Source organism: Corynebacterium suicordis DSM 45110 (assembly GCF_015351405.1).
GTDB classification, from domain to species: domain Bacteria; phylum Actinomycetota; class Actinomycetes; order Mycobacteriales; family Mycobacteriaceae; genus Corynebacterium; species Corynebacterium suicordis.
The window spans coordinates 33923-57911 of the sequence record NZ_JADKMY010000001.1; the positions used below are offsets into that span (position 1 = coordinate 33923).

At 55.4% G+C, this 23989-nt stretch carries 21 protein-coding genes; 14 read left to right on the plus strand and 7 right to left on the minus strand.

All coding sequences use genetic code 11. The features are described 5' to 3' along the window. The first annotated feature begins 200 nt into the window (after positions 1-200). A complete protein-coding gene (locus IRY30_RS00120; protein WP_194555404.1) occupies positions 201-530 on the plus strand; it encodes a hypothetical protein in 330 nt (109 codons plus the stop codon). A 48-nt stretch (positions 531-578) separates the two neighbouring features. Here the strand turns inward: IRY30_RS00120 and IRY30_RS00125 are convergent, their stop codons facing one another. After that, positions 579-1067: an NAD(P)H-dependent oxidoreductase gene (locus IRY30_RS00125; RefSeq protein WP_194555405.1), complete on the minus strand. Its 489-nt coding sequence runs from the start codon at positions 1065-1067 to the stop codon at positions 579-581. Between the two features lie 92 nt (positions 1068-1159). Here IRY30_RS00125 and IRY30_RS00130 point away from each other — a divergent pair, with 92 nt between their 5' ends. Together IRY30_RS00130 and IRY30_RS00135 are read left to right on the plus strand one after the other, a co-directional pair. Beyond that, positions 1160-3823: an acyltransferase family protein gene (locus IRY30_RS00130; RefSeq protein ID WP_194555406.1), complete on the plus strand. Its 2664-nt coding sequence runs from the start codon at positions 1160-1162 to the stop codon at positions 3821-3823. Beyond that, complete coding sequence (locus IRY30_RS00135) at positions 3813-4499, plus strand: MOSC domain-containing protein (protein ID WP_194555407.1); 687 nt, start codon at positions 3813-3815, stop codon at positions 4497-4499. The genes IRY30_RS00130 and IRY30_RS00135 overlap by 11 nt, the downstream gene beginning before the upstream one ends. Here IRY30_RS00135 and IRY30_RS00140 read toward each other — a convergent pair. Beyond that, on the minus strand, positions 4488-5342 hold the full coding sequence (locus IRY30_RS00140) for an NAD-dependent deacylase (protein ID WP_194555408.1): 855 nt from the start codon (positions 5340-5342) through the stop codon (positions 4488-4490). The genes IRY30_RS00135 and IRY30_RS00140 overlap by 12 nt on opposite strands. A 107-nt stretch (positions 5343-5449) precedes the next feature. On the opposite strand from IRY30_RS00140, the gene IRY30_RS00145 reads away from it, so the two are divergent. The 6 genes from IRY30_RS00145 to IRY30_RS00170 all read left to right on the plus strand — a co-directional run bounded on the left by IRY30_RS00145 (position 5450) and on the right by IRY30_RS00170 (position 14094). Next, entirely contained in the window at positions 5450-8131 is a 2682-nt protein-coding gene (locus IRY30_RS00145; protein WP_194555409.1) for a Z1 domain-containing protein, read from the plus strand. Beyond that, entirely contained in the window at positions 8124-9128 is a 1005-nt protein-coding gene (locus IRY30_RS00150; protein ID WP_194555410.1) for a PD-(D/E)XK motif protein, read from the plus strand. The genes IRY30_RS00145 and IRY30_RS00150 overlap by 8 nt, the downstream gene beginning before the upstream one ends. Continuing rightward, positions 9125-11065, plus strand: a complete 1941-nt coding sequence (locus tag IRY30_RS00155; RefSeq protein WP_194555411.1) for a hypothetical protein — start codon at positions 9125-9127, stop codon at positions 11063-11065. The genes IRY30_RS00150 and IRY30_RS00155 overlap by 4 nt, the downstream gene beginning before the upstream one ends. Next, positions 11058-11951, plus strand: coding sequence for a hypothetical protein (locus IRY30_RS00160; RefSeq protein ID WP_194555412.1), 894 nt, complete (start codon positions 11058-11060; stop codon positions 11949-11951). The genes IRY30_RS00155 and IRY30_RS00160 overlap by 8 nt, the downstream gene beginning before the upstream one ends. A 191-nt stretch (positions 11952-12142) precedes the next feature. Next, entirely contained in the window at positions 12143-12727 is a 585-nt protein-coding gene (locus IRY30_RS00165; protein ID WP_194555413.1) for a hypothetical protein, read from the plus strand. Positions 12728-12813: 86 nt separating this feature from the next. Further along, positions 12814-14094, plus strand: a complete 1281-nt coding sequence (locus tag IRY30_RS00170; protein ID WP_194555414.1) for an ATP-binding protein — start codon at positions 12814-12816, stop codon at positions 14092-14094. Here the strand turns inward: IRY30_RS00170 and IRY30_RS00175 are convergent. Further along, positions 14091-16055 carry a DNA cytosine methyltransferase gene (locus IRY30_RS00175; RefSeq protein WP_228502433.1) on the minus strand — a complete coding sequence of 655 codons (1965 nt, stop codon included), beginning with the start codon at positions 16053-16055 and terminating at the stop codon, positions 14091-14093. The genes IRY30_RS00170 and IRY30_RS00175 overlap by 4 nt on opposite strands. Before the next feature lie 194 nt (positions 16056-16249). Here IRY30_RS00175 and IRY30_RS00180 point away from each other — a divergent pair, with 194 nt between their 5' ends. Then, complete coding sequence (locus IRY30_RS00180; RefSeq protein ID WP_194555415.1) at positions 16250-16567, plus strand: YbjQ family protein; 318 nt, start codon at positions 16250-16252, stop codon at positions 16565-16567. Between the two features lie 6 nt (positions 16568-16573). Here the strand turns inward: IRY30_RS00180 and IRY30_RS00185 are convergent, their stop codons facing one another. Next, positions 16574-17347 carry an SDR family oxidoreductase gene (locus IRY30_RS00185; RefSeq protein ID WP_194555416.1) on the minus strand — a complete coding sequence of 258 codons (774 nt, stop codon included), beginning with the start codon at positions 17345-17347 and terminating at the stop codon, positions 16574-16576. A gap of 167 nt (positions 17348-17514) precedes the next feature. On the opposite strand from IRY30_RS00185, the gene IRY30_RS00190 reads away from it, so the two are divergent. Then, a complete protein-coding gene (locus IRY30_RS00190; protein ID WP_194555417.1) occupies positions 17515-18666 on the plus strand; it encodes a hypothetical protein in 1152 nt (383 codons plus the stop codon). A 59-nt stretch (positions 18667-18725) separates the two neighbouring features. On the opposite strand, the gene IRY30_RS00195 is transcribed toward IRY30_RS00190, so the two are convergent. Further along, positions 18726-19286, minus strand: a complete 561-nt coding sequence (locus IRY30_RS00195) for a GNAT family N-acetyltransferase (protein ID WP_194555418.1) — start codon at positions 19284-19286, stop codon at positions 18726-18728. A 104-nt stretch (positions 19287-19390) separates the two neighbouring features. Continuing rightward, positions 19391-20566 carry a cystathionine gamma-synthase gene (locus IRY30_RS00200; RefSeq protein ID WP_194555419.1) on the minus strand — a complete coding sequence of 392 codons (1176 nt, stop codon included), beginning with the start codon at positions 20564-20566 and terminating at the stop codon, positions 19391-19393. Positions 20567-20791: 225 nt separating this feature from the next. Here IRY30_RS00200 and IRY30_RS00205 point away from each other — a divergent pair, with 225 nt between their 5' ends. The 3 genes from IRY30_RS00205 to IRY30_RS00215 are packed head-to-tail and all read left to right on the plus strand — an operon-like array spanning position 20792 to position 23111. Beyond that, on the plus strand, positions 20792-21457 hold the full coding sequence (locus tag IRY30_RS00205; RefSeq protein ID WP_309826194.1) for a sugar O-acetyltransferase: 666 nt from the start codon (positions 20792-20794) through the stop codon (positions 21455-21457). Between the two features lie 8 nt (positions 21458-21465). Next, positions 21466-22482 carry a DMT family transporter gene (locus IRY30_RS00210; RefSeq protein WP_194555420.1) on the plus strand — a complete coding sequence of 339 codons (1017 nt, stop codon included), beginning with the start codon at positions 21466-21468 and terminating at the stop codon, positions 22480-22482. Positions 22483-22517: 35 nt separating this feature from the next. Beyond that, positions 22518-23111 (plus strand): DNA-3-methyladenine glycosylase, encoded by a 594-nt coding sequence (locus tag IRY30_RS00215; RefSeq protein WP_194555421.1) that lies wholly within the window; start codon positions 22518-22520, stop codon positions 23109-23111. Positions 23112-23141: 30 nt separating this feature from the next. Here the strand turns inward: IRY30_RS00215 and IRY30_RS00220 are convergent, their stop codons facing one another. Continuing rightward, positions 23142-23987: an SMP-30/gluconolactonase/LRE family protein gene (locus IRY30_RS00220; protein WP_194555422.1), complete on the minus strand. Its 846-nt coding sequence runs from the start codon at positions 23985-23987 to the stop codon at positions 23142-23144. Between the last annotated feature and the right edge of the window lie 2 nt (positions 23988-23989).

Here is a 23989-nt window from a genome sequence, read left to right on the forward strand (position 1 = left end):
TTTGCTGGTGAATAGGTTACTAGCTCCATTCAAACATCTCATCTTATTCTTATTTTAGGATCACCCCTACCTGCGCCCTTCGCGTCCGTTACCTGCGACGCGACCAGTGCCCCCGACCGCCCCTAAACCCGCAGCAACCGCCAGCAACCAAGCAGCAAACTCCCAGCCCAGATCCCTCAGGGACGGCTAAGGTGGATTCCATGAGCAATTCCAGCATCTCACTCAAGTCCGCCAAAGAAGTCAATACCGCTGCCGTGGTCGCCACCGGTCTCCTCGGTGGGTGGCTCACCGCCCGCGAAACCGGCATCCGCCCACTCGGCGGAGTCATCCTCGCCGCTGCTGGTGGTTACGCCGCTCGTTCATGGAACGCGAAGGTCGGCCCCGCCGCTGCTGCTGGCCTGACCGCTGGTTACGTGGGGGCTTTCGGCCTCTCCCATCCGCTGGCCAAGAAGCTGGGCTCTTGGCCTGCAGTTCTGGCCGTCACGGCCGCAACTGCCGGCGCTGCGTACGCCGTTTCTGATTCCAAGTAACCCAAATTCCACGTAGCCCCCCCGGTTGCTTCCGCATCAGGCGTTAATTTAAGACGCCACCCGCCCCACCACCGCTTGAGCCATCTCCTCAAGTTCCCCGTGGTGGGGCTCAATTTCGCCCGTGAACTCCACCGGTTCGGCGCACGGTGAGAAGCCGTAGCCAGTGGTTATGCTGCGCATGGCCTTGGCCGCGCCGGTGGTGTCGTATCCCCCGCGGATCCACCAGCTCATGGGAATGCCGTGCAAATCCTCACCTACCGCGTAAAAAGTGGAATCGAAGTAGTGTTTGAGCGCTCCGGAGATGTACCCGAAGTTCGCGGTCGTTCCAAAGATCACCCCGGCCGCTTCCCGCAGTTGTTCCACATCCGGCTCCAAGGCATTAACTTCTTCAATCTCAATCCCCTGCTGCGCGCGCTGGTCCGCTGGCAGTAGTTCGTTGACCATGTCTGCTGCGGCGCGGGCGGCGTCGAGAACAAAATCACTGAGCGCACGGGTGGCGGGCGTGGGGGAATGATGAATCACGAGGATCTTTGCCATGTTTTGCTCCGGTACGTGCAGGGCGGGCTTTTTCCTGCGGGCTGGGTGTCTGTTCGTTTTGCGTGCGTTAACAGCCTACGATGTAGGACGTTATGGCGAACGCAGCTCGGACAGGTTTCCGAACAGATATTGAGGGGCTTCGCGGTTTAGCGATTGCCCTGGTGGTTGTGTTCCACGTCTTTGTGGGCAAGGTTTCCGCAGGTGTGGACGTGTTCTTGCTGCTCGGTGGCATATTCTTTTTCTCCACGCAGCTGAAGAACGCCCGCAACCCCGAGGGCCTCACGCTGGTGCAGTCCTTCTTGCGCATCGTTCGGCGGCTTTTCCCGCTGCTGGCCACGGTGATTGCGGTGAGCCTGGCTGCCAGTTTCTTTGTGCTCAGCAAGCTCCATCACGTGAACACGGCCAAGGATGCGGCGGCAGCACTCGGGTATTTCATCAACTGGGAACTGGCGTATTCCGGCCGCGAGTACACCAATGTTCGCAACTCGGTGAGCCCTTTCCAGCACCTGTGGTCGATGTCCGCGCAGATGCAGATTTACTTGGCATCCTTGCTGGTCGTGGTGCTGATTGCCCATATTTTTCGACGCCACGCTCAACCCGCGATGGCGGTTGTCCTGGCGGCTGCTACGGCTGGCTCCTTCGGCTATGCCGCGTGGTTGAATCAGCATGATCAAGCTCTGAATTACTACTCCACTTTCACCCGCTTCTGGGAAGTGGGATTGGGCGGCCTGGTGGGTTTGTGGCTGCTGCGCAAGCGGGAGGACGGCACCGCTGCGATCCCCGCTATTCCCACTGCTGCGCGCTGGGTGATGGGCATCGTGGGTCTGGCTGCCATTATTTGTACTGGCTTGTTCTTGGATGGCGCGTCGCAATTCCCCGGTCCATGGACGCTGATCCCGCTGTTGGGCGCGGCCCTGGTGGTGATCGCCGGAACGGGTGGTGAGCCCAAGGGAGTCACCCGCTTGCTGGAGTCCAAGCCTTTCCAGTTCTTGGGGCGGATCTCCTATGCGCTGTACCTGTGGCATTGGCCAATCCTGGTGCTGGCGGTGGCTTGGATGGGGCAGCGAACCCATGCCAATCGCACTGCTGGCGCCGAAAGTGGCGTGAGCGGAACCATGGTGAATCCGCTGGTCGGCATCGCGGTGATTGCCTTCAGCCTGCTGCTGGCGTGGCTAACCACCAAGTTGGTGGAAAAGCCGCTGCGTCAGGATGGCAAGCCTGCTCGCAGCTGGGTTGTCTCCGATCCGCAGTACGTCAAGAATTCTTTCCAGGTGTGGCCCAAGACCGTGGGCGCGCTGCTCATCGTGGGCTTGGCGGCGTTTGTGCTGGCCAGCCCTCCTATTTTGGACCGCCAGGCGCGGGCGAATACGGATGCGCTGATGGCGCAGTCCGAGGATCGGTCCATCTACCCCGGTGCGGAGTCATTCTTGGCGGATGCCCCCACACCGGAGGGCCAGCCGCTGATTCCGCCTTTGGAGGATTTCGAGGCCCTGCTTCCTGCCACCCAACCGGATGGCTGCCAGATCGGGTTTGAACCAGCCGTGGTGGTGACGCACAAGGATTACAACAACTCTGACGAAGAGTGCGCATATGGCGATGTGAACTCTGACCGCACGTTGTACGTGATCGGCGGATCTCACTCCGAGCAGTACATGCCGGCAATGGACCGGATCGGTAAGCACCAGGGCATCAAGGTTCAGCCTTTGCTGAAGATGGGTTGCCCGGTGGGTTCCACCGTTCCGCTGTGGACGGGTGAGGATTACCCATCGTGCCGCGAGTGGTCCGCTGAAGTGATGGATTACATCCTGGAAAACCCTCCCACCGAGGGCATTTTCATGACCGGCACGCGACCTTCCGATCACATCGGCAACGGCCCGGAGATGGTGCCCGCAGAGTATGTGGACATCGTGAAGCGCTTCTCCGACGCCGGAATCTTCTCCTACTTGGTGCGAGATAGCCCGTGGCAGACCTACCGTTTCCCCATGGTTGGCCAGTTCAACCAGCGCTCCTGTGTGATGGAGATGATGGAGGGGACGTTCGAGGGCAACGGGGATGAGTCTTACGACGGTTCCGATTTCCCCGGAGTAGAGAACGAGGACGCCCCCACGCTGGAGGAAATCACCACAATCAACAGCGTATGTGGCTCCGCGGTGGAGGAATCCCTCTTGCCGGTGAGCCCGCAGGAAGAGGCCTACGCGGGTCTTGATGTGCGCACCATCGACCTCACCAACGCTTTCTGCCGCGATGGCTGGTGCCCGTCCATCATCGGCAACATGAACGTCTACCGCGATGCTCACCACTTCACCAATACCTTTGCGGAGTCCATGGCTCCGGAGTTGGAGCGTCAGATGTTCGCGCAGCCAGCACTTCCGCCACTCCCACCGCTGAAGCCGTTCGTGGCCTTCCCACCGGCGGATGGTGCGCTCGAGGTGACTCCCGAGCCCGATCCTGAGCCTGAGCACTTCGGTCCTCGCGTGATGGGCCGGGTGGATAAGGATGAGTTCGAGGCCTTCGAGGGCGCTGGCGAAGCTGCTGCACCGGCAGGTTCAGGCGCAGGTGCGGGCTCGGCTGGCGGTGGCTCCGGAACAAGTGCAGGTGCAGGTGGCGCCAATGGCGGCGGGCAGAAGTACGACCCGATCACTGGCTACCCCATCGAGCCCTCCACCGGCTTGGCCTATGATCCGAACACTGGCGCGGTAGTCACCCCGGGTTACCAGTCGCCGAACCCCACGTATGGTGGCGGCTATGGCTACTGAGCCCGCACCAACCAACCCCAGCAAGGCAGGCGCACCGCGCGTGCTGAGCACCAACGTGGCTGCTCCCCAGCCAGATCCGGCCGGAGCCGACCGCGTCAGTGGCATAGATAAGAAGCCATGCGCTGGTATCTCCGTTTTCACTCCCGGCCCCAATTACGGCGATGGTTCCGGGGTGCGCGGAGATGTGGTGGGTGATTCCAAGCATCACGGTGGCGCGCAGAAGGCCGTGTACGCGATGGCTCGCGAAGAGCTGGATTTCTGGGAGTCCGAGCTAGGCAAAACGTTGCCCGATGGTGCGTTCGGTGACAATCTCACCACTGTCGGTGTGGATTGGGCTTCCGTGATTATCAACCAGCAGGTGTTCGTGGGTTCCGCTGTGTTGGAGGTATCCGTTGCCCGTCAGCCATGCCGCACGTTCGGCGCGTGGTTGGAGCAAAAGGGCTGGATGAAAACTTTTACTCAGCGCGCCCAGCCCGGGTGCTATTTCCGGGTGGTACGCCCCGGCGAGATCTCTCCCGGTGATGCGATCAGTTTCGGTCCGGCTCCTGACCACGGCGTGACGATGGGCGAGGCGTTCCGCGCCAAGATGGGCGACAAAGAACTGGCTCGCAAGGCAGTCGACGCAGGCTGTTTGCCAGCGATGTACCAAGAGCAGTTGGAGCGCCTACTCCGCTAGTTGGGCGGATTGTTCCTCCCCGAGCGCGTCAACAATCGGGGGAAGGCCGATTGCTGCCGTCGTTCGCAAGGACCACGTGCATATATCCGTCAGATCTGTTCTCTCCGGGCTGATTTCCACGATCAGCTTGCCATTCTCCGCAGCGATATTCGGCAACCCAGCCGCAGGCCACACCACCCCAGACGTGCCCACAATCACCACCAGGTCGGCCGAGCTCATCGCGTCTTCCGCTTGCTCCCATTCATCGTACGGCAGCGGCTCCCCAAACCACACCACACCCGGGCGCACTGGATTCCCGCACAACGAGCACTCCTTCGGCGTCACCCGCTCCACCTGCTCCTCCGGCAATTCCGGGCTGCGAGCCGGCTTCTCGCAGATGGAGCAACGGTACGCAAACAGGCTGCCATGTAGATGTGCGATATCCGGCCGGGTCAGCCCGAGGTCATCGAAGGCCCTTTCGTGCAGGTCATCGATGTTTTGCGTGGTCACATGCAATTCGACGCCACCCTTGTCCCCCCAGCGTGCCACCGCCCGGTGCCCATCATTTGGCTGCGCTCTCTGACACAGCGTCCCCCGCCACAGGTACCAAGCAAGCATGGGTTCAGGATCCTTTGCCCAAGAATCCACGCTGGCCATGGCTAGGGGATCCACCCTGGACCAGATGCCTGTCTGCGCATCGCGGAACGTATCTAACCCGGAGTCCTTGCTCATCCCCGCGCCGGTGAACACCTCCACCTTGCGGGCGTCCCGCGCTGTCTGGAGGAGATCTGTGGGCAAATCGATTTCCTGCCCGCGAGAATCCACGGGATGGCCGTCTGGGCTGAACTCGATAACTTCGCTCATGCCCCCGAGGGTAGCGGGTATTTCATCCGATATTTGCGTAGCTTCTACCTTAAGATCAGAGAACGCTCATAATAGAATTCTAAACATTGGAAACGGCAGTAGGAACTATGATGAACACTGAATTAGATCCCAAAGATCTTGATTATGTATATCAGGAGCTCGAAGAAAAACTTCGACTTGGCCTGAGCCTAAATGATGCTGAGCATGCACTAGCCCACCCAGCATCACCATGGGCGCAGCCTATACCAGCTGAATACATTGAGGCAGCAGTCAAAAGGTATAGCGCAGAAAACGACTTGCTTTATCAGCGAAATAATCTGGTTTCGATGGTGAACACAGAGAAGCAAACCGGTCGTTGGTACTTGGGACCGAAAGAATCCGATAAGTACTGGCCGGTTGTAAGCGAATCGATCAGAGCGAAATTGGGGCCAACCGCCCTCGACTCCATCGACATAGCTTCAACTGAAATACTCGGATCTTTGCGCCCGCCAGGCGAATCGAACATTAATAGGCGCGGGCTAGTCCTTGGCTATGTGCAGAGTGGAAAAACCACTAACTTTCTTTCTCTTATCGCCAAAGCCGCGGACGTCGGGTACAAATTTTTCATTATTCTCACCGGAATTACGAACAATCTGCGAAAACAAACCCAAGTTCGCATCGAGCAAGATCTCATAAATGTCACTCCTCAATGGCACAATCTCACTAGTGCTGATCAAGATTTCAGTAACGTTCATGCTCGCAATGCCAGCACCCTATTGTCTACCACCGAAAACCGAGTGATCGCGGTGGTCAAAAAGAACGGAACGGTTCTCAAAAAACTCAATCATTTCTTGATCAGCGGGGAAATGGCAGCTAAGAATTGCCCCATCCTCATTATTGATGACGAAGCTGACCAAGCATCAATTAATATCAGTAACCGCGCGAAGAACGAACAATCTACAATCAATGCGCAAATCCGGAGGCTTGTGAGTCTTCCAAAAGTTGCTTATGTCGCATACACCGCAACGCCGTTTGCAAATATTCTGATTAATCCGAATGACCTTGAGGATCTTTATCCCAGAGATTTCATCCATGTATTACCGAAACCAGACGGATACTTTGGAACCGAATCTATTTTCGGGCGTGAATTACTCTCCGGAGAATCTGATGAAGAGGTGGATGACGGTCTGCCTATCACGCGAACTATCCCAGCTGAAGAGTCAAAAGCTCTACAACCGAGCGCACGATCACCTCAGGATGAATGGGACCTTTATGTTCCGGAAAGCCTCTGTGACGCAATCAACTGGTTCATTCTTGCTTCGGCCGCTCGGCTTTCGCGTGGTCAAGGTAACAAGCACAGTTCAATGCTCGTACACACTTCCGTCCGAACTGTTGTTCATGAAAATACCGCTAAACTTATTCGTGAAGTTTTAGATCGCACCACAAAAGATTTCGAAAGCGGTGCAAACCATTCGAAATTCCAAGAAATTTGGGAAAACGAGTCAAATGCTGTCGATCCGGATCTATTTGGGCTGCAACCCGCGGTCTTTGACGATGTAAAATCCCACATCAGCTCTGTACTCAACGCCATCCAGGTTGTCACGGACAATCAAAAGTCGACCGAGCGGCTCGCGTACCGTGATGATGCGCCAAACACGGTCATTGCAGTCGGTGGAAATACCTTGGCCCGCGGACTCACTCTGGAGGGGTTGTCAGTCAGTTACTTTGTCCGAAATTCAAGCGCGTACGATACGTTGTTGCAGATGGGACGCTGGTTTGGTTTCCGATTTGGATATGCGGACCTCACTCGGATTTGGATGACCGACGAATTGCTTTCTTGGTTCCGGGATTTGGCTGGAGTCGAAGCAGACCTGCGCCAAGAACTTGCCCAGTATGCAAGTGGAAACATCACCCCCATGGATTACCAAGCAAAGATTAGGACTAGCCCCTACTTGGAAATCACCAGTCGAGCAAAGGCCCAGGAAGTCCGAGAAGTTAGCCTCTCGTTTAGCGGACAGCGCGTCCAAACCATTCTTTTCCACCATAAGAATGAGGAATGGCTAGCGCAGAACCTCGAGGCTGCTCGTGGACTTTCAGCACAAATTCTCCAGTCCGGCGCACCAACTTTGTCGAAGAAGAATGGCACTCAAGTTTTCCGCAGCGTCAGTACCGACATCATTCTCGACTTTCTAGACACTTACCAGTTCCACGAAGATTCCGTGATTGGGCGTGATGCCGGGAAGAAGATGGCAGGCTATATTCAAGGTGAAAAGGAGGGGTCGATTCGAGAATGGAGCGTATCGTTCTTTGGCCGAACTGATACCGAAGGACTCAATACTATAGACATTGGGCTATCTAACGCACTTGGATTGATTCGGCGCACGCAAACACGTGATTCTGGGCAGACAGCCAACATCAAAAGCTTGGTCGGTTCTCTCGACAGATTGAACGATTTCAACAAGACCCCTGAGATTGAAAACCAGCTGAAGGAAGACATTGCCAACAGCTCGGCAAGCCGGGAAAGCATCCTGATTGACTACCACGAAAATCATGTCGGCCAAGACGTCGGCCACATTGCGATTTACGCCATTGACAAGGATTCCTCCACGACCTCCTCCAACCGCAAGGATCTAGAAGCCGTTGATCATATGATTGGAGTTGGTATCTTCTTCCCTCGCGCTGCAAAGGTTGAGCATACCTTTGACTATGTGAGCGCTCTCCAACCAGATGAAGAGCTAATGGATATCTACGCCGAGCAAGAGGAAGAGCAGCATGAACTCTTTCTCCAAGAGGAAAACGCTAGTGAATAGAATCCCGAAAAGTTCACAGTTTTTCAGTGAGATCCGTGAGCAAACGCTACACGGAAATTACCAGGGTGAAACCCAGCTCCGATTAGGTTTGTATTTTCCGAACGGCGAGCTAAGGGCATTTTTCGATTCTGAAAAAAACAGTATTGGTTTAGTGATCCCTGTCGATGAGCGCGTCTACTCAAATCTGCGCAACGATACACGGAGTAAAGCTATACAAATTATTCGGCTACGCTCCGATGGAAAACCAACAATAAGACTCGCACTGCACAGTTTGAAATTTTCAAGCATTTTCTACATATTTGTAGACGAGTACATGCATGACGTAGTCAGTTCAGGCTCCATTGAAGCAGACCATGTCTTCTTAATGCTGCACAAATGGAGACAGCTTTTCGAAAAGAATTTTCCCACCGAGCGTCGCTTGAGTCCAGAAGAACAAATGGGTTTGCTCTGCGAACTAGAAGTCTTACTCAAACTAGTCGAACTTAATGGCCCAGCCGCACTAGAGTATTGGGTTGGTCCGAACCGCTCGCCTCATGATTTTGAACTCGATTCCAAATCGCTAGAGTGTAAAGCCACCGGCAGCTCGAACGAGCTGCGCATCAAAATACACGGCGCGAAACAGCTGGAGCGCCTCAGCGAGAAAGCCTTATTGCTAGTAGTTCGACGATATCGGCTTGACCCGTCAGGCACGTTTTCATTGCCGATCGCATTCGACTTATTGCAGCAACGACTACCTTCGCACATCGATAGACTCATTGAGAAATTTCAAGATTTGGAATACCCCATTCCCGACGGGTTCTCTTCCGAGTTTTTAAATTTCACCCCCTTAGAAGCTTTCGAATTTGAAGTAGTTGAAGATTTCCCGCGTGTGAAAGGTGCCAACATAGACAGTCGTATTAAGCAGTTGAGCTATGTTCTAGAACTCTCTTCACCCGAAAGCATCCCAGGTTATAAGAAGCATGTTGATCACATTTCAGAAAGCGATCTGAACCGATGAGTCTTTTCCATCACAAGCAGCCAATCTCCGCGCAGGGGGCAACGTACGCCAACTCGTTCACCCAGACAATGAAGGGTCAATCCCTCGATATTTGGGATATGTTCACTCGCGAGTCTCTACAAAATAGCTGGGACGCAAGAGACAGAACGTCCGACGAAGACGGCGTTTCTTTTCAGATCAACTTCACTGAGCTCAATCCGAACGAAATAGCCGTCCTCCGGAACGAAATTTTTGGTTCTTCGACTCTTGGCCTAGAAAGACTTGGGACTGCGCTCAAGCGCGATTCAATGAGCCTACTACTTGTTTCAGACTCAGGTACGAACGGTCTTCGCGGGCCGTCGACTGCCGCGTCATCGTCTGATGGCGCGGCAGACTTTGTATCTTTTGTTCGAAATATTGGACGGAGCAACTCCAAGGAACTAGCCGGCGGAACATATGGGTTCGGCAAAGGCGTTTTCTTCATCATTAGCGAAGTAAGTACGGTGCTCGTTTATACTCGCACCACAGATGAAATTGGCCAGCCAGTGAATAGATTCATTGCCATGGCCAACGGGGATAGCTTTGATATCGACAACGTCCCCTATACCGGACGGCATTGGTGGGGTTTGCGCAAGATCGAGCGATCTCAAGCAAACATTACTGAATACGCAGATCCACTTACAGGGGATGCAGCCGACTCTCTCGCTTCGATACTGGGAATGTCCGACCATTTTTCAGAAGAACGCCCCACCGGCACCTGCATCGCTGTGTTGAATCCGAATTTTAATGAGACGCCTGAGCAAGGTTTAACGTCGATTGCTCGCTCACTGACGCGATGGGCTTGGCCGCATATGATTCCTGTTGAAACTGGAATGGACCCTATTGATTTTAGCGTCACTTGCAACGGGGAGGATATAGAGATTCCAAATCCTCTTGAAGACCCAGCGCTCAAGCACTTCGTAGACATGTACGAGGAAGCACTCGAGATAGAGCTGGGCTCTTCTCAAAATGTATGGACCTCAACGTTTCGACACCGGGTTGCCGAAGTGTTTACTGAGAGGCCCAAGAAGAAGAAGCTTGGGAACCTCGCAGTCATTAACCTAGCGAAGGCTATCCCAGAAGATAAAACAGTAATCGGCAAAGAGATTTCCAACCATATTGCGACGATGCGAAACCCTCGAATGGTCGTTGAATATTATAAGGGCCCTCGACCGCTGAGTGGCGCGAACTATTGTGGAGTGTTCATCGCGGATCCCGATGCAGACGAAGTCTTCGCGCGAAGTGAACCTGCCGCCCACCACGAGTGGAATCACCAAACTTCATCCCATGACCCCAACGTCTTAGAACGCTTCTGGGGTGCTAACGCAAAGACTAGATCAAATCCTGTTCGGGTATTTTTTACTCGTTTGAAATCACTCCTTTCAGACGAAGGCAGAAATGGAAATTCAACGAGCGATGCAGAAAATTTCGCATCTTTAACCAGACTGTCCTCTCGCCTCGGCTCTTCAATTGCTAACGCCCGAGGTGGCACTGACCTCCGCACCCCTCGAACCAAACCAGCTCTTTCAGGCGCCAAACCTCCAGCACTCTCCGGCTCAAAACCTAATGTGCAAGCACGCTTAATTGCACTTAAACGGGCAGGTGACAATATTGAAGCAACGTTCAACTGCGAGATCTCTGTTCCCACGGGTGGTTCAAATTATCGGGTCTTCCCTCGCCCATATCTCGACTCTGACCGCGGAAAGATTAGTGCAAAAGAATTGATTGAAGCTGGGCTGCAGGCACCGGAATTCTTGGGATGGGAAGATTCACAAACTGCTCATCGCTTGATGGATTTAACTTTTGCTCCGGGAAAACACGAAGTTTCAGCCTGTTTCTTACAGCCAGCCAACTCGGCTCTCGGCGTCACGTTCGACTTTGAAATTGCCCCGCAGGAGATGGAGAACCAAGATGTCTAACCCGCTTAGTCTCGGATATCCATTACCTTCAGATAGCTGCTTCCACATTTCTAACTGGGATTTTTCAATCGATGGCGAGCACCTCGAAAAGAGAAATACCGACGAGCCATTCAGTTACTACAGTACAGTCGCCTGCACGTTGGGTCTCGAAGTAGAGCTTGAAGAGATTCGAAAACAATGCGGATTCTCAGACGTCGAACACACAGGCGTAGAACTAGGAGTTGCACTCGTTTGGTTTTCAAGCGGGACCAAACAGCGTGGAAGTCAGATGATCAAGTCTTTGAAGGACGGGTTCAACGAGCTTCACCTAGAACTCCCAGGAACTATCCTGGGTGGTGAGCTGGAAGTTCACGTGGTCGTCTTTCTCAAATCTGGAGCACGGGACACGAAAGATGCAATCACTGCCACTCTCCCAGGTTCGATCCTTTGGCAAAGCAACCGGCAATCGATAGCACTCGAAGGTGAGGGCGCCCGTTTCGCTATTGCCCCCTTGGACTTCAAGAAAGCGGGGATCCACTCTCCGGATGCAATGTGGAGAGTAGAATTCACAGGGAGTCTATTCGCTCCTGCGCAAGCAGCGATATTGGTATACATCAACTCTGGAAACTCCATATCCAAATTGATGCTTACTAAACCAGATAGCCGCGAGTCGATAATGTGGCACCAATTCTTAGAAGCAGATGTAATTAGCCAACTGCTGCTACACGGATCCAAGCATGCCTCCGATCTTAAGGATCTTACTGCCGAAGATGAAGGTTCACTAGGCGAGTCAATCAAATCACTTTTTGACAGCCTCTTCCCAGGTCAAGACCCTGAAAGTTTCAACGAACGGCCAAACGCCTTAACGGCTGCTGCTCAAGCTCTTGTATTTAGGAATGCACAATGACACACATAGCGATTTACTACCCACGGTTAAGCAGAGCACACAGCTTAGCAATCATTCGCAAAATTCTGCCCTTGACTGTTCGTGAAACAACTAGCCACTGCGGAACTACTCATGAAATGCAGTATTTCTACGATCCTACGAAGGCAATTGACCACAAGGGTCTAGGTCCCGTCCGTCAACAAATCGTTGCCATGGCCACGACCCTAGGATTCCCAGATTTGCCAATTGCTGGCGCTCACAAGTCAGTTTTTGACCGGGCAGCCGCTGGAATTCTAGACGACGGTTTGTCGATTCTTCCTGCTGAAGCTGCCTCCGAAGACGTCTGGAACTTCATCACGCTTGTACTCCTCCCCGACGTCGCTAAATGGCGGTACCCCAACAAGGACAAGAACCCTACTTATGAACGCTGGTTAGGGTCTGACCGAAACGTGTTTAGGAAACTTTGGTGGCGGGAGGCGACATTGGGTCGAGAGCTCAGCAATCAGCTGGGTGAAGATCAAGTTGTAGCGATCATGGAACGGCCCCGGCTCGGCGGAAATGGAGACTTGGCTAGGGCTATTGCTAAGGCATACCTCCAGATGGCCGCAAGCTATGAATCTATTCCCCGCGAAAAGATCATGCGTATCGGTGCAATGAACGTTAGGCGCCGTGTGCCCTTCTTGGCCTTTGAGGTGCTGGACACTTCCCAATTGGAGCAATGCGTAGTCGATATCTTCGAAGAAGCCACTTCGGCCTACAGCAACTTGCTCCGCCGAGAGGGCGCTACCACCGAGTAACCCAATCGTTACCACTGCGGCCTGGTACCCTGAACAAGCCCTGCCGTGCCCTAGACCCATCGCTATAGAACGAGGCTCTGAATTCAATGCGTAAGACCGTATCCGTGACCCCCTCTGCAAGACGTCTGACAAATTCACTACGGGACATCGGATACAGCTTTGAATCAGCCATTGCCGATCTCGTCGACAACAGCATTGCCGCCGGCAGCAAGCAAATCGAGATTGAGATAGTTTTCTCGGGAGAAAAATCCCATGTTGTCATCATCGATGATGGCGATGGAATGAGCCCCGAAGAACTCAATGAAGCATTTCGATTCGGCAGTCAACGAACCTATCAGTCAGGTCAACTTGGTAGGTACGGCCTCGGCTTAAAAACCGCTTCGTTATCTCAATGCCGGCGACTAACAGTCTTTACCCGCGAAAAACGCAGTGGAACGAAGAGTGCGAATTGTTTGGATCTAGATTTCATCAATGAAACTGATAATTGGCTCATTACTGAACCTGAACCAGACCATAGAACGGAAGATATCCTCAAGCATCTATCCCCCAATGGGACTGTCGTTTTGTGGGACAATCTAGACCGACTTCTTCCGTCGAATAATCCGTCCAGCACGTGGGCTCGGAAGAAATTTGAAACCCTTAGTTCTCGATTGAAAACGCATCTGTCTGCTGTATTCCACCGCTTTCTATCAGGTGAAGGCGTCCCTCCAATCACTATCTCAATCAACGGCGTCAATCTACAACCTTGGGATCCGTTTGCGCGTTCCGAATCGAAAACAGAACTTGTCACCACCGATAAGTTTGAAATAGACTCCCGATTCTCGTCTGGGCAAGTCGTCGTCAAGTCGTATTGCCTACCGTCTAGGTCACAATTTTCCACCCAGGAAGCCTTCGAAGCCGCCGGAGGAATCCGGAAATGGAACCGCCAACAAGGACTCTATATTTACCGTGCAAATCGCTTGGTTCAATGGGGTGGTTGGGATTCAATCCGAACGCTTGATGAACACACCAAACTGGCACGAGTGTCTCTTGATTTCGGGACTGAGTTGGATGACGAATTCAATATCAATGTCGCAAAAATGCGCGTCACCGTCCCTGCTTCACTGAAGAAGCTAATGTCTCGTTCAATTAGCGACGTCTGCGCCCGTGCGGATTCCCGGTACCGGAAAGATAAGAATTCGCGAGTTGCCGAACAACAGGAGTCAGAAGAAGTAACGTCGGCGCCCACAGGTTACGCACCCGGAGCGGAAGTTGGCTTAGCTCTCAAGTCAGCTGCTGCTAGGTCAGGTAATTTTTCCGCATTCAAAAAGATCGCTGAGCTACTGAAACAAGAGGACCCAGATTTGGCAAAACTGCTGGGTCTCTAAGCAAATGGTAGAGCAACCTCATTTTCAGGCACGCCGAATCGATCGCACATGCTTGCGATAGGGCAGTCATGGCAATGAGGTCTTTCGATTCGGCAATGACTGATGGTCAGTTCCACTAGGCCAAGGTGAGCAGCACGAGAATTTTCGTTAAGCCCGAGCATCCTTGCTACGGATAGCCGGCCATCCGTTTGGCGATTCCTGCGTTCTGAAGGCAAAGACTGGAACCGAGACGTTAGTCTAACGACACCAGTAGTCGCCAATACGGGCTCCTCAGACTTAGCTCCTTGCCCCAGACTAATGGGAGCAATTAACTCCACCATGGAAGCTTCGCTTGCGCGCAGAACTGGCAATTTAGATCGGTCGATCTTACTTTCCCAAAGTGCAGCCGGGGAGTCTCTTAATTGAGATGCAAAATCCATCAACCGATCAACCTTCTTAACCTCCCCAATGCCCGTGAGCATGTCAGCGAGAACTTCTACTGTGTCTTCAGGAACACTGGGCTGGTCTTGAGTTGGTTCTTCCATAGAATCGATCACCGGCCAGATTTGATCAATAATCGGTTTCCTAGAACGACTCAACAGCATGACGCCGAGAGCAGCCTTCCATCGAGAGTCTGTCCACAACCACGGATTCAACCGAGCGTTCGCAGGTTTATCCCGGAACCATTTTGCGATTGAAGACGATATGTCCCTAGCCCCTTGAACTTTGGGTTTTTTCCTGTCCAAAGACTGCTTTACAGCTACGGAGATTGCAGCAGCAGCTCGAGGCGGAACTGCGTTCCCGATTTGCTTAAATGCTGCGCTAGGTGGGCCGTTAAAACGAAAATCATCTGGGAAGGTCTGTATCCGGGCAGCCTCACGAACCGTGATAGTCCGAGGCTGCCGAGGGTGGATATATGAATAGCCATCTTTCGAAATGTGCGCGGTGATAGTCCGAGAGAGGTCGTCTTCTGAAAGTTTATTGTATTTGTCGTTATAGATATCAGTTCGATACCGACGGAGATGATCTGGAAGATCTGAATATTTAGTTGAGTCGTCCATCAGTTCGAATGCTTCTCGGTCATCCTCGCGTACTGGCCGAGTAATGTGATCATATAGTTTGTGCTGGTCAGCTTTCGACACACGTCGTCTGATGTACTTCTGGAATCCGGTTTTAGGATGATCGTACTCAGTCCATCCTTGCGCGCCACCTTGTGGTCGCCATCCCCCTTCAACCTGCGGCATCTCGCCAATTGCATTCCACAGTGTTACTTTTTCTTGGAACTCAGCGGGCCAAGTGAATTCATATCCATCACGAAATGCCACCAATATTAGTCGTTGACGAGTTTGCGGGACGCCATATTTCCACATTTCTATGACTTTTTCATATACAGAGTAACCGAGTTGCTCTAGTTCTTCGATCATGGATCGGAGAATGAACATTTCTTCATCTAAAGCCATGTCTGGAACATTTTCCATGATGATAGCTGCTGGCTTAGCTCGGCTTACAATCTCTAAATAAGAACGCCATAAATCTCTTCTCTGATCATGGGGTTCTCTCTGGCCTTTTTCAACCAGTTTTCGAATGCCATTTCTTCCGGCTTTTGAGAATGGCTGGCAAGGCGGGCCCCCTGCTAGAATCTCAATTTCACATTCATCCATCAATTCCGAGATTCGAACGATCGATTCTTCAGTGGATAGATCCCAATCTGCGGATAAACCTCCAAAATGGTGGCGGTGCGTTTTCACGGCTTCAAGGTAATGGTCCACTCCGAGAACTACTTTGAACCCCGCTTCTTCTAGCCCAAGAGAAATGCCTCCCGCCCCCGAGAAAAGATCCGCTGCAAGAGTAAACCCTTGCTTTTTCAGACCTTTGCAGTAACTCTTGAATTCATTCAAATCCCTGCAATGATCAGGATGCGGTTCAAGATCCAAAAACGGGCCCCGAATCTGTGTCACCGTGTAATCAGGTTGGGCGTTCAAGAGGTTCCTCCATCTAATATCCGGTCAATCATACCGAGAGGACTCATCAGTTGCGCCTCTAGCCTCCACATTCGGGTTTGTATTTTCACAGCGCAACGGGTGTTCTCTGCCCCCAATGACCAAAGCACAACGAGTACCATGATCCACAGACCACCCCTCGCCAAGCACACAACCACCACAGAAAGGCCACCACCATGATCGTCACCACCACCAACACCGTCGAAGGCCAGACCATCAGCCAATACATCCGCGTTGTCGCAGGTGAAACCGTTGTGGGCATCAATATGCTCAAGGACATTACCGCTGGTTTCCGCAACATCGTTGGCGGCCGTTCCGGCGACTACGAAGGCGAGATCAAGCAGGCTCGCGAGATGGCCCTGGGTGAGATGGTGCAGCGCGCCATCGAGCTCGGTGCAAACGGCGTGGTTGGCGTGGATATCGATTACGAATCCCTCGGCCAGGGCGGCATGATCATGGTCACCGCCTCCGGCACCGCTGTCACTCTCTCTTAGGACAGATCACACCTGGTCAAGCGGCTTGATCAGGATCGTCTCCACGTCCATGTGCCGTGGTCGAGACGCCAGCCAGCGAACCGTCTCGGCGATGTCCTCTGCCGCCAGGTTGAGCTTGTCCGCGTAGACCTCGGCAGCCTTGGCCTCGTCTCCCTTGAATCGGTTGGTGGAGAAGTCCGTGGCCACTCGGCCCGGATCCAGCTGGCACACACGCACGCCGTGTTCTGCGAACTCCATGCGCATCACATCCGTCAGCGCGGTCTCACCGAATTTCGCGGCGTTGTAACCGGCTCCACCTCGGTAAGCCGCTCGTCCAGCCATGGAGACCATGTTGATCACCTGCGGGGCATCCGTCGCCTTGAGCTGGTCGAATAGTGCACGGGTGACCTGCAGCGTTCCCATGACATTGGCCTCAAACATCCATCGCCAGTCCTCGGGATCTGCGTCCAGCACCGGATCCAGGCCACGCGCACCGCCTGCATTGTTCACCAGGAGATCGATCCCCCGCCCCGCGGTGACCTCCTCCAAGTCCTGGGTGAAGGCATCAATGGATTGTTGATTGGTGACGTCGAGAACCAACACACTTGCGTTCCCACCCTCAGCAACAATGCGCGCCTCTACCTCCCGCAATTTCTCTTCCCGTCGCGCGGCGAGGACCACATGCCAGCCATCGGCAGCTAGGAATTCCGCGGTGGCTGCACCGATACCTGCACTTGCGCCAGTAATTACGGCGAAACGTCCCTTCGGGTGCAAAATTTTGTATTTATCGACGATGCTCATGCCTAACAAACTTACGCCCATTTTCTGCGGATGAATTTGCAGGTTCACATGCGCAGATTGGTCGTATCGCGCGCGCTCAGGGTGTTGAACCTATATCGTGAAAACAGCTAGTTTTTTGCACCACATGCAATGCGTTCCGTGACGAAGAGAATTTGAGGAGAAGGCTCGTGACAAACAACAATCCTTATGGCGAAAATTCCAACGGCCGCGGATTCGATGGGCAGGGTTCACCCAACCCGGGTTCCAACGATCAGACCGGACAGTCGGGTCAGTCAGGTAACCAAGGCCAGCCACAGCCAGGCCAGAGCCCGCAGCCGGGATCGAGTAATCCTTATGGCGGACAAGCACCAGACAACCAGCAGTACGGCGCTCAGCCGGGCCAGCCAGGTCAATCCGGACAGCCGAACCAGCCTTATGGTGCACAACCAGGGCAACCCGGTCAGTCAGGTCAGCTAGGCCAAGCCCAGCCAGGACAGGGTCAGTCGCAGTTCAACCCGCCGTATGGCGCACAGCCAGGACAGCCCGGCCAGCAGGGCCAAGGTAATCCTTATGGCGCTCAGCCCGGGCAGCCAGGTCAGGCGTCGTTCAGCAGCCAACCAGGGCAGCCAGGTCAACCGAACCAGAGCCAGCCTTACGGCTCTCAGTTTGGTGGCGCGCAGCCTACCGGTGGCGGCCAGAATGGAAGCGGCAAGGCAGCGGGCCTCATCATCGGCGCGCTGGTTCTGATCATCGCGTTGATCGCCGGTGCCTACTTCCTCTTCGTCAATGACGATAAGAAGGACGATGCCGATCCCACCACGTCCACCACGAGCTCCTCGGCGGCGACTAGCGATCCAACGACCACGTCGGATTCCTCCAGCTCCTCGTCCACTTCATCCAGCAGCACGGGCATCGCCTCCCCGGATGGCTCCATGCCAGCGGCGTTCAAGACGAGCCTGCCCCACGATCTGACCGATTGGGTCTACAAGTGTGAAGAGGTGGAGTTCACCCTCGATTACGAGGAACTCGACAAACCAGATCGCCCGATGAACGGATCCAGCTGCAAGGGCTCCGCGGATTCACCATTCACGTACTCCACCATTGATTTCATTGATGACAAGGAATACGCGGACAACGTGGTGGATCGCACCCATGCAGCGAAGAAACAGCTGATCGCTTCCGATGAATCCAACGATTTCGCTGCTATCTCCGGTAAGTACGACAGCCTGAACAACCTAGTTATCGTGAACCCTGAAGAAGGCAAGGTCATGGAAGTTCAGTACGCCACGGAAGACAAGATGCGTAAGGCTCTCACCGACTTGGGCTACCAAGTGCCTTAGGCTTCAGCGCCTAAGGCAGCAAACGCCTTAGGCTCTAGGTGCCTTATGTTCCAGGTGCCCTAAGCTTCGAAAGCCTCTGGGAACTTCACAGTTCCGGCAGGCACTTCATCTCCGGCCAGTGCTTGGACCAGCAGCTTGGACTGATCGTGATCCGGGTATTCCAAGCCCTTGGCCGGGGTGAATCCGAAGCGGGAGAAGAATTCTACGTCGTCGTAGACAACCACGGCGGCGGCACCCAAGCCATGCAGCGCGCCAATCGCGTGGTTGACCAGGCCGGAGCCGATGCCGCCATCCTGCAGGTCAGGCAGCACGGCAACTGGGCCGATGGCGTACACATCGGGGATCTTGGTCTTGCCGTCCTCGGCGGTGACTTCCACGGGAAGCACGGAGATGTGACCCACTGGGCGGCCTTCGTTGATGGACACGAAGCTGAAAGTCAGCTGACCTGCATCGCGGAGCTTTTCCACCACGTATCCCTGGTGGCCATCGCCACCTGGGTTGTCCGCGAACGCCTGCAGCACGAGCGCGTTAATAACTCCCACTTCCGCCGGCCGCTCCGGGCGAATGTGCGTGACTCGGTTCGGATCATAGGACTGGTTGTTTTCAGAGTTATCAGTCATGTCTTCGAGATTACCCCGCGATCCGCCCTCTCGCTCCCACGATTTTCGCGCGGTTTTGTAGCAGTCCTCGCGCCAACCCTCACGTTAGGCCAGCGCCAGCCCTGCTAGCGCGCGATCTTCGCCAGCGCCGATTCCAGGTCTGCCAGCAGGTCTTCAATGTTCTCGATGCCCACGGAGAGCCGCACCAAATCCCGCGGGACCTCCAGCTGAGAGCCCGCTACGGACTGGTGAGTCATCGTCGCCGGGTGCTCCAGCAGAGACTCCACACCGCCCAGGGATTCCGCCAGGCAGAACAACTCGGTGGACATGCACAGAGCCAGGGCTTCTTCCTCACTGCGCATCCGCACGGAGATCATGCCGCCAAAGCCCTTACCCGTGCCCTGCCGCGCCGCAATCTCGTGATCCGGGTGCGAAGGAAGACCCGGATACAGCACCTGGACAACTTCCTCGCGGGACTCTAGGAACTCCGCGATGGCCTGCGCATTCTGGCAGTGTCGATCCATCCGCACGCCCAGGGTTTTTACGCCACGCGCGTTGAGGTAGGCGTCGAAAGGAGAGGCGATTGGGCCGGCGCCACCGAGGAGGAAATCTACGGCCTCGTCCAGCTCGGCGCTGTTGTGCACGATCGCCCCGCCCACCACGTCCGAGTGCCCGCCGATGTACTTGGTGGTCGAGTGAACCACCACGTCCGCGCCCAGATCCAGCGGTCGTTGCAGGTAGGGGCTGCAGAACGTGTTGTCCACGATGAGTGTGGCACCGGATCCCTTGATTTTCGACGCCACCTCGGCCACATCAGTAATCGCCAACAGCGGGTTGGTGGGGGTCTCCACCCAGACAACCTTGGTGTTGTCCTGCAGGGCGTCGGCTACCTGCTGGGGCTTAGTGGTGTCCACCACGCTGAACTCAATTCCCCACTGGGTGAACACGGAATCGATGAGGCGGTAGGTTCCGCCGTAGGCGTCATGGCCCATGATGAGGTGATCGCCGGGGCGGAGGATGGCGCGCAGAATGATGTCCGTGGCGGCCATTCCGGAGGCGAAGACTTTGCCGAACTGTCCGCCCTCGAGTGCTGCGATGGTCTTGGCCAGGCTCGCAACGGTGGGGTTGGCCACGCGTCCATATTCAAAGCCTCCGCGCAGGTCGTTGGGGGCGTTTTGCGCGAATGTGGTGGAGGCGTAGATGGGGATGTTGATGGATCCCATGGCTTGATCGGGTTCGTAGCCAGCGTGGATGGCTGCGGTATCAAAACCGCCTGCATGCTGGGAGTTTTCCGTTGCCATGTCGGCTCCTTCGGTGGGTAGTTGGTGCGCGTGATGCGTGTTGGAAAGTTACATTTCGGTTGATGCAGGGTGTTGCTGCGCATCGAATGCAACGTGTTGAGACCCAGAATAGACCAAGCTGTCCATTTTGCGAACATTTCCGGAGAACCGGGGAATTCTCACCGCGCGCCACGTCCCCAAAACACCACGCTCCCACTCCCCATCCCCACAGCTACGGTGGAGGCCATGACCTCACCTGATCCAGACTCCTTCTCCGCCGCGCAGCTCAAGCGCGAACTACAGATGACCCCAGCAGAGCTGCAGCAAATCCTCCAAAAAGAAACCGAGGCCAACCCCCGCGCCCACTTCGAGCGCATGAACGCCGGGCAGCTGTATCACGCTGATGACCCCCTCATCCGCGAGCACCACTGGCATGGAAAATCGCTGGCCCAACGGTTCAACCGCCTGGACTTCGCGGACATGGAAGGCAGGCACCAGATCCTCGAAGAGCTCCTGGGCACCTATGACCGCAGTGTCACCATCGTCCCCGAATTCCTGGTGGATTATGGCCACAACATCCACATTGGTAGCGATGCCTTCGTGAATTTCCAAGGCCTCTTCCTGGACATTTGCCCCATCGTTATCGGCGAAGGCGCGCTGATCGGCCCGCGCTGTCAGCTCCTCGCGCCGCTGCATCCACTGGAGAATCTGCAGCTGCGCCGAGCTGGATTCGAGTACGGCGGGCCCATCACCATCGGCGCCAACGCCTGGCTGGCTGGCGGGGTGACGGTCTGCCCGAATGTGACAATCGGGGAGAATTCCGTCATCGGTGCTGGCAGCGTGGTCACGCGGGACATCCCCGCCGGGGTGGTGGCGGTCGGGTCGCCCGCCCGGGTAGTGCGGGAACTATAGTTCCCCCTATGTTGTTGGTCGCGTGCGGAATCCTCGTTGGTTGTCTTCTCCCTATCCAAACTGCGGCGAACACCCGCTTGAAGATGAGCGTCGGCACGCCAATTTCGGCCACTTTCTACTCCTTCCTCATCGGCTTCAGCCTGCTGGTGATCACCTCCCTGGTGACAACCGGAGCCATCCTCCCCGGCATCATCGATTTCGGAGCTTCTGCTTCGCCGGATTACGCCGGGGCGCCGTGGTGGATCTGGCTGGGCGGCGTAGCTGGCGTGGGCATGCTCCTGGGCAACATCCTCCTGTTCCCCCGCCTCGGCGCACTGCAAACGGTAGTGCTGCCGATCGCCGGGCAGATCATATCCGGCCTGCTCATCGACCAATTCGGCCTCTTCCACGCCCCACACACCCCGCTGACCATCCCCCCCGTGCTGGGCGCATTGTTGGTGATCCTAGGCGTGCTCATCACCGTGGGCGTGGTGCGTCCGCCTCGCAGTGGCAGGTTCTTCTCTTCTCATTCGACGCCACTTCCCACCGAACCAGTATCCGCCCCCGGCCCACAGATCTGGCTGTGGCGGCTCCTCGGAGTGTTCATCGGCGGGTTTACTGCCGTTCAGGCTTCGATCAATTCCCAGCTCGGCGTGCTGCTGAGCTCTCCCGTGCGTGCCGCGACGGTCAGCTTCGCAGTGGGCGTGACAGTGCTGGCCTTATTGGTTATCTTCGGCAGGCAACCGCTGAAGGTGACCCAACCTAAGCCGGGGTCTGAGTTGGCGTCGAAAGGTAAAAAGAATCCCCCATGGATGTGGATCGGCGGTTTCATCGGTGCTGGATTCGTGACTACGCAAGCAATCCTGGTGGGTGAAATCGGCACCGGTATGACAGTCATTTCTGCACTGATGGGCATGATGGTGGGCTCTTTGCTGGTGGACCGATTCGGACTGATGGGGGCTCCACGCGTGCCGGTGACCAAGGCGAAGCTCGCTGGCCTCCTCGTGATGCTGGTGGGCGTGGCGATGGTCCGACTGGTGGGCTAACTGCTCAGCTGGCTATGCCCTAAGCTGGAGAAACAATGATTGATTTCACTCAGCCCGCAAATATCGTCGCACCACAATTGCTCGGGGCAGTGCTCCGTCACGGACCAGTGACCGTACAACTCACCGAGGTTGAGGCATACCTCGGGGAGGCAGACCCGGCGTCGCACGCATACAACGGCCCCACCCCACGTTGCGCCACCATGTTCGGCCCACCGAGCCACCTCTACGTCTATGCCAGCTACGGCATCCACCGCGCCGGCAACCTGGTGTGCAGCCCAGATGGCACCGCAGGCGGAGTGCTCATGCGCAGCGCGCGGGTGCTCGGCGGGATGGATGTCGTGCGTGAACGGCGCGGAATTAAACCTGTCGATGAAGGACTGGCACGCGGACCCGGAAACCTGGGCAGCACGCTGGGATTGGATCTGCACCTCAATGGCCTCAAGCTGGTGCAGGTGGACGAACCATTTGACCTCAACGTGCCCGTTCCGGACGACGCTCTCTATATCCACGAAGGTGAGAATGTGTCCGAGTTTCGTGTGGGACCGCGCATCGGCATCACCAAGAATGCGGATGCACCGCTGCGCTTTTGGATCCCCGGGGACAAAACCGTCACGTACCCACGGCGCTAGTCCCTTCGCGGCACTAGCCCCTCGCGGTGTCTAACCTGCGAATTCCCGCGTTGGCATGCCCTTTACCCCTGGCTCCACATGGAACAACGCCCCAGCGCGAGGCTCCTCGCCTTCGGGCAAGTCCTCGCGTGAAGTGGTGATGTACAGCTCATCCAAATTGGCCCCGCCGAAAGTGCACGCGGTCACCTTGGTAGCTGGCAGGTTGATGACCTGGTCCAGTTTCCCCTCCGGCGAATAACGATGCATCGCGCCCTGATTAGCAATCGCGGTCCAAATGCCTCCCTCTGCATCCACCGTGAGGCCATCTGGCCTGCCGGAATCTGCGATGGTGGTCAGGGTGCGCCGGTTATGCAGGCCGTTTTCCAGTGAGTAATCGAAGACACTGACCGAGAATGTCGCGGTGTCGTTGTAATACGCGAGGGTTCCATCGGGTCCCCATTCCAACCCGTTGGAGACCGTCACGCCCTCCAACACGATGTCGACCGATCCATCCGGGCTCAATCGAAACACCTTGGCTGCACCCGGGGTTTGGTCATATGCCATGGAACCGCAATAGAACCGGCCATCGGGATCGCATCCGCCCTCGTTCATGCGGATCTTCTTGCTGGACCAAACCTCCGGCAGCGTGGTGATCTCCCCTGCGGAGTCCATGAGAGCAAAGCCGCGCTCCACCCCAATCACCGCTCCCCCGTCACGTCGTGGGCGAACTGCCGCAGCAATAGCCCCAACGTGCTTCCGCGTGACGTTTCCGCTGCTCGTTAGCGTTAATACATCCCCCGCAAGCATGTCCACCCAGTGGAGAACCCCTTCTCGAGGAAACCACACCGGTCCTTCCCCGTGATAGGTGATGGAATCTGTAATTTGCTCAACCTGCATGG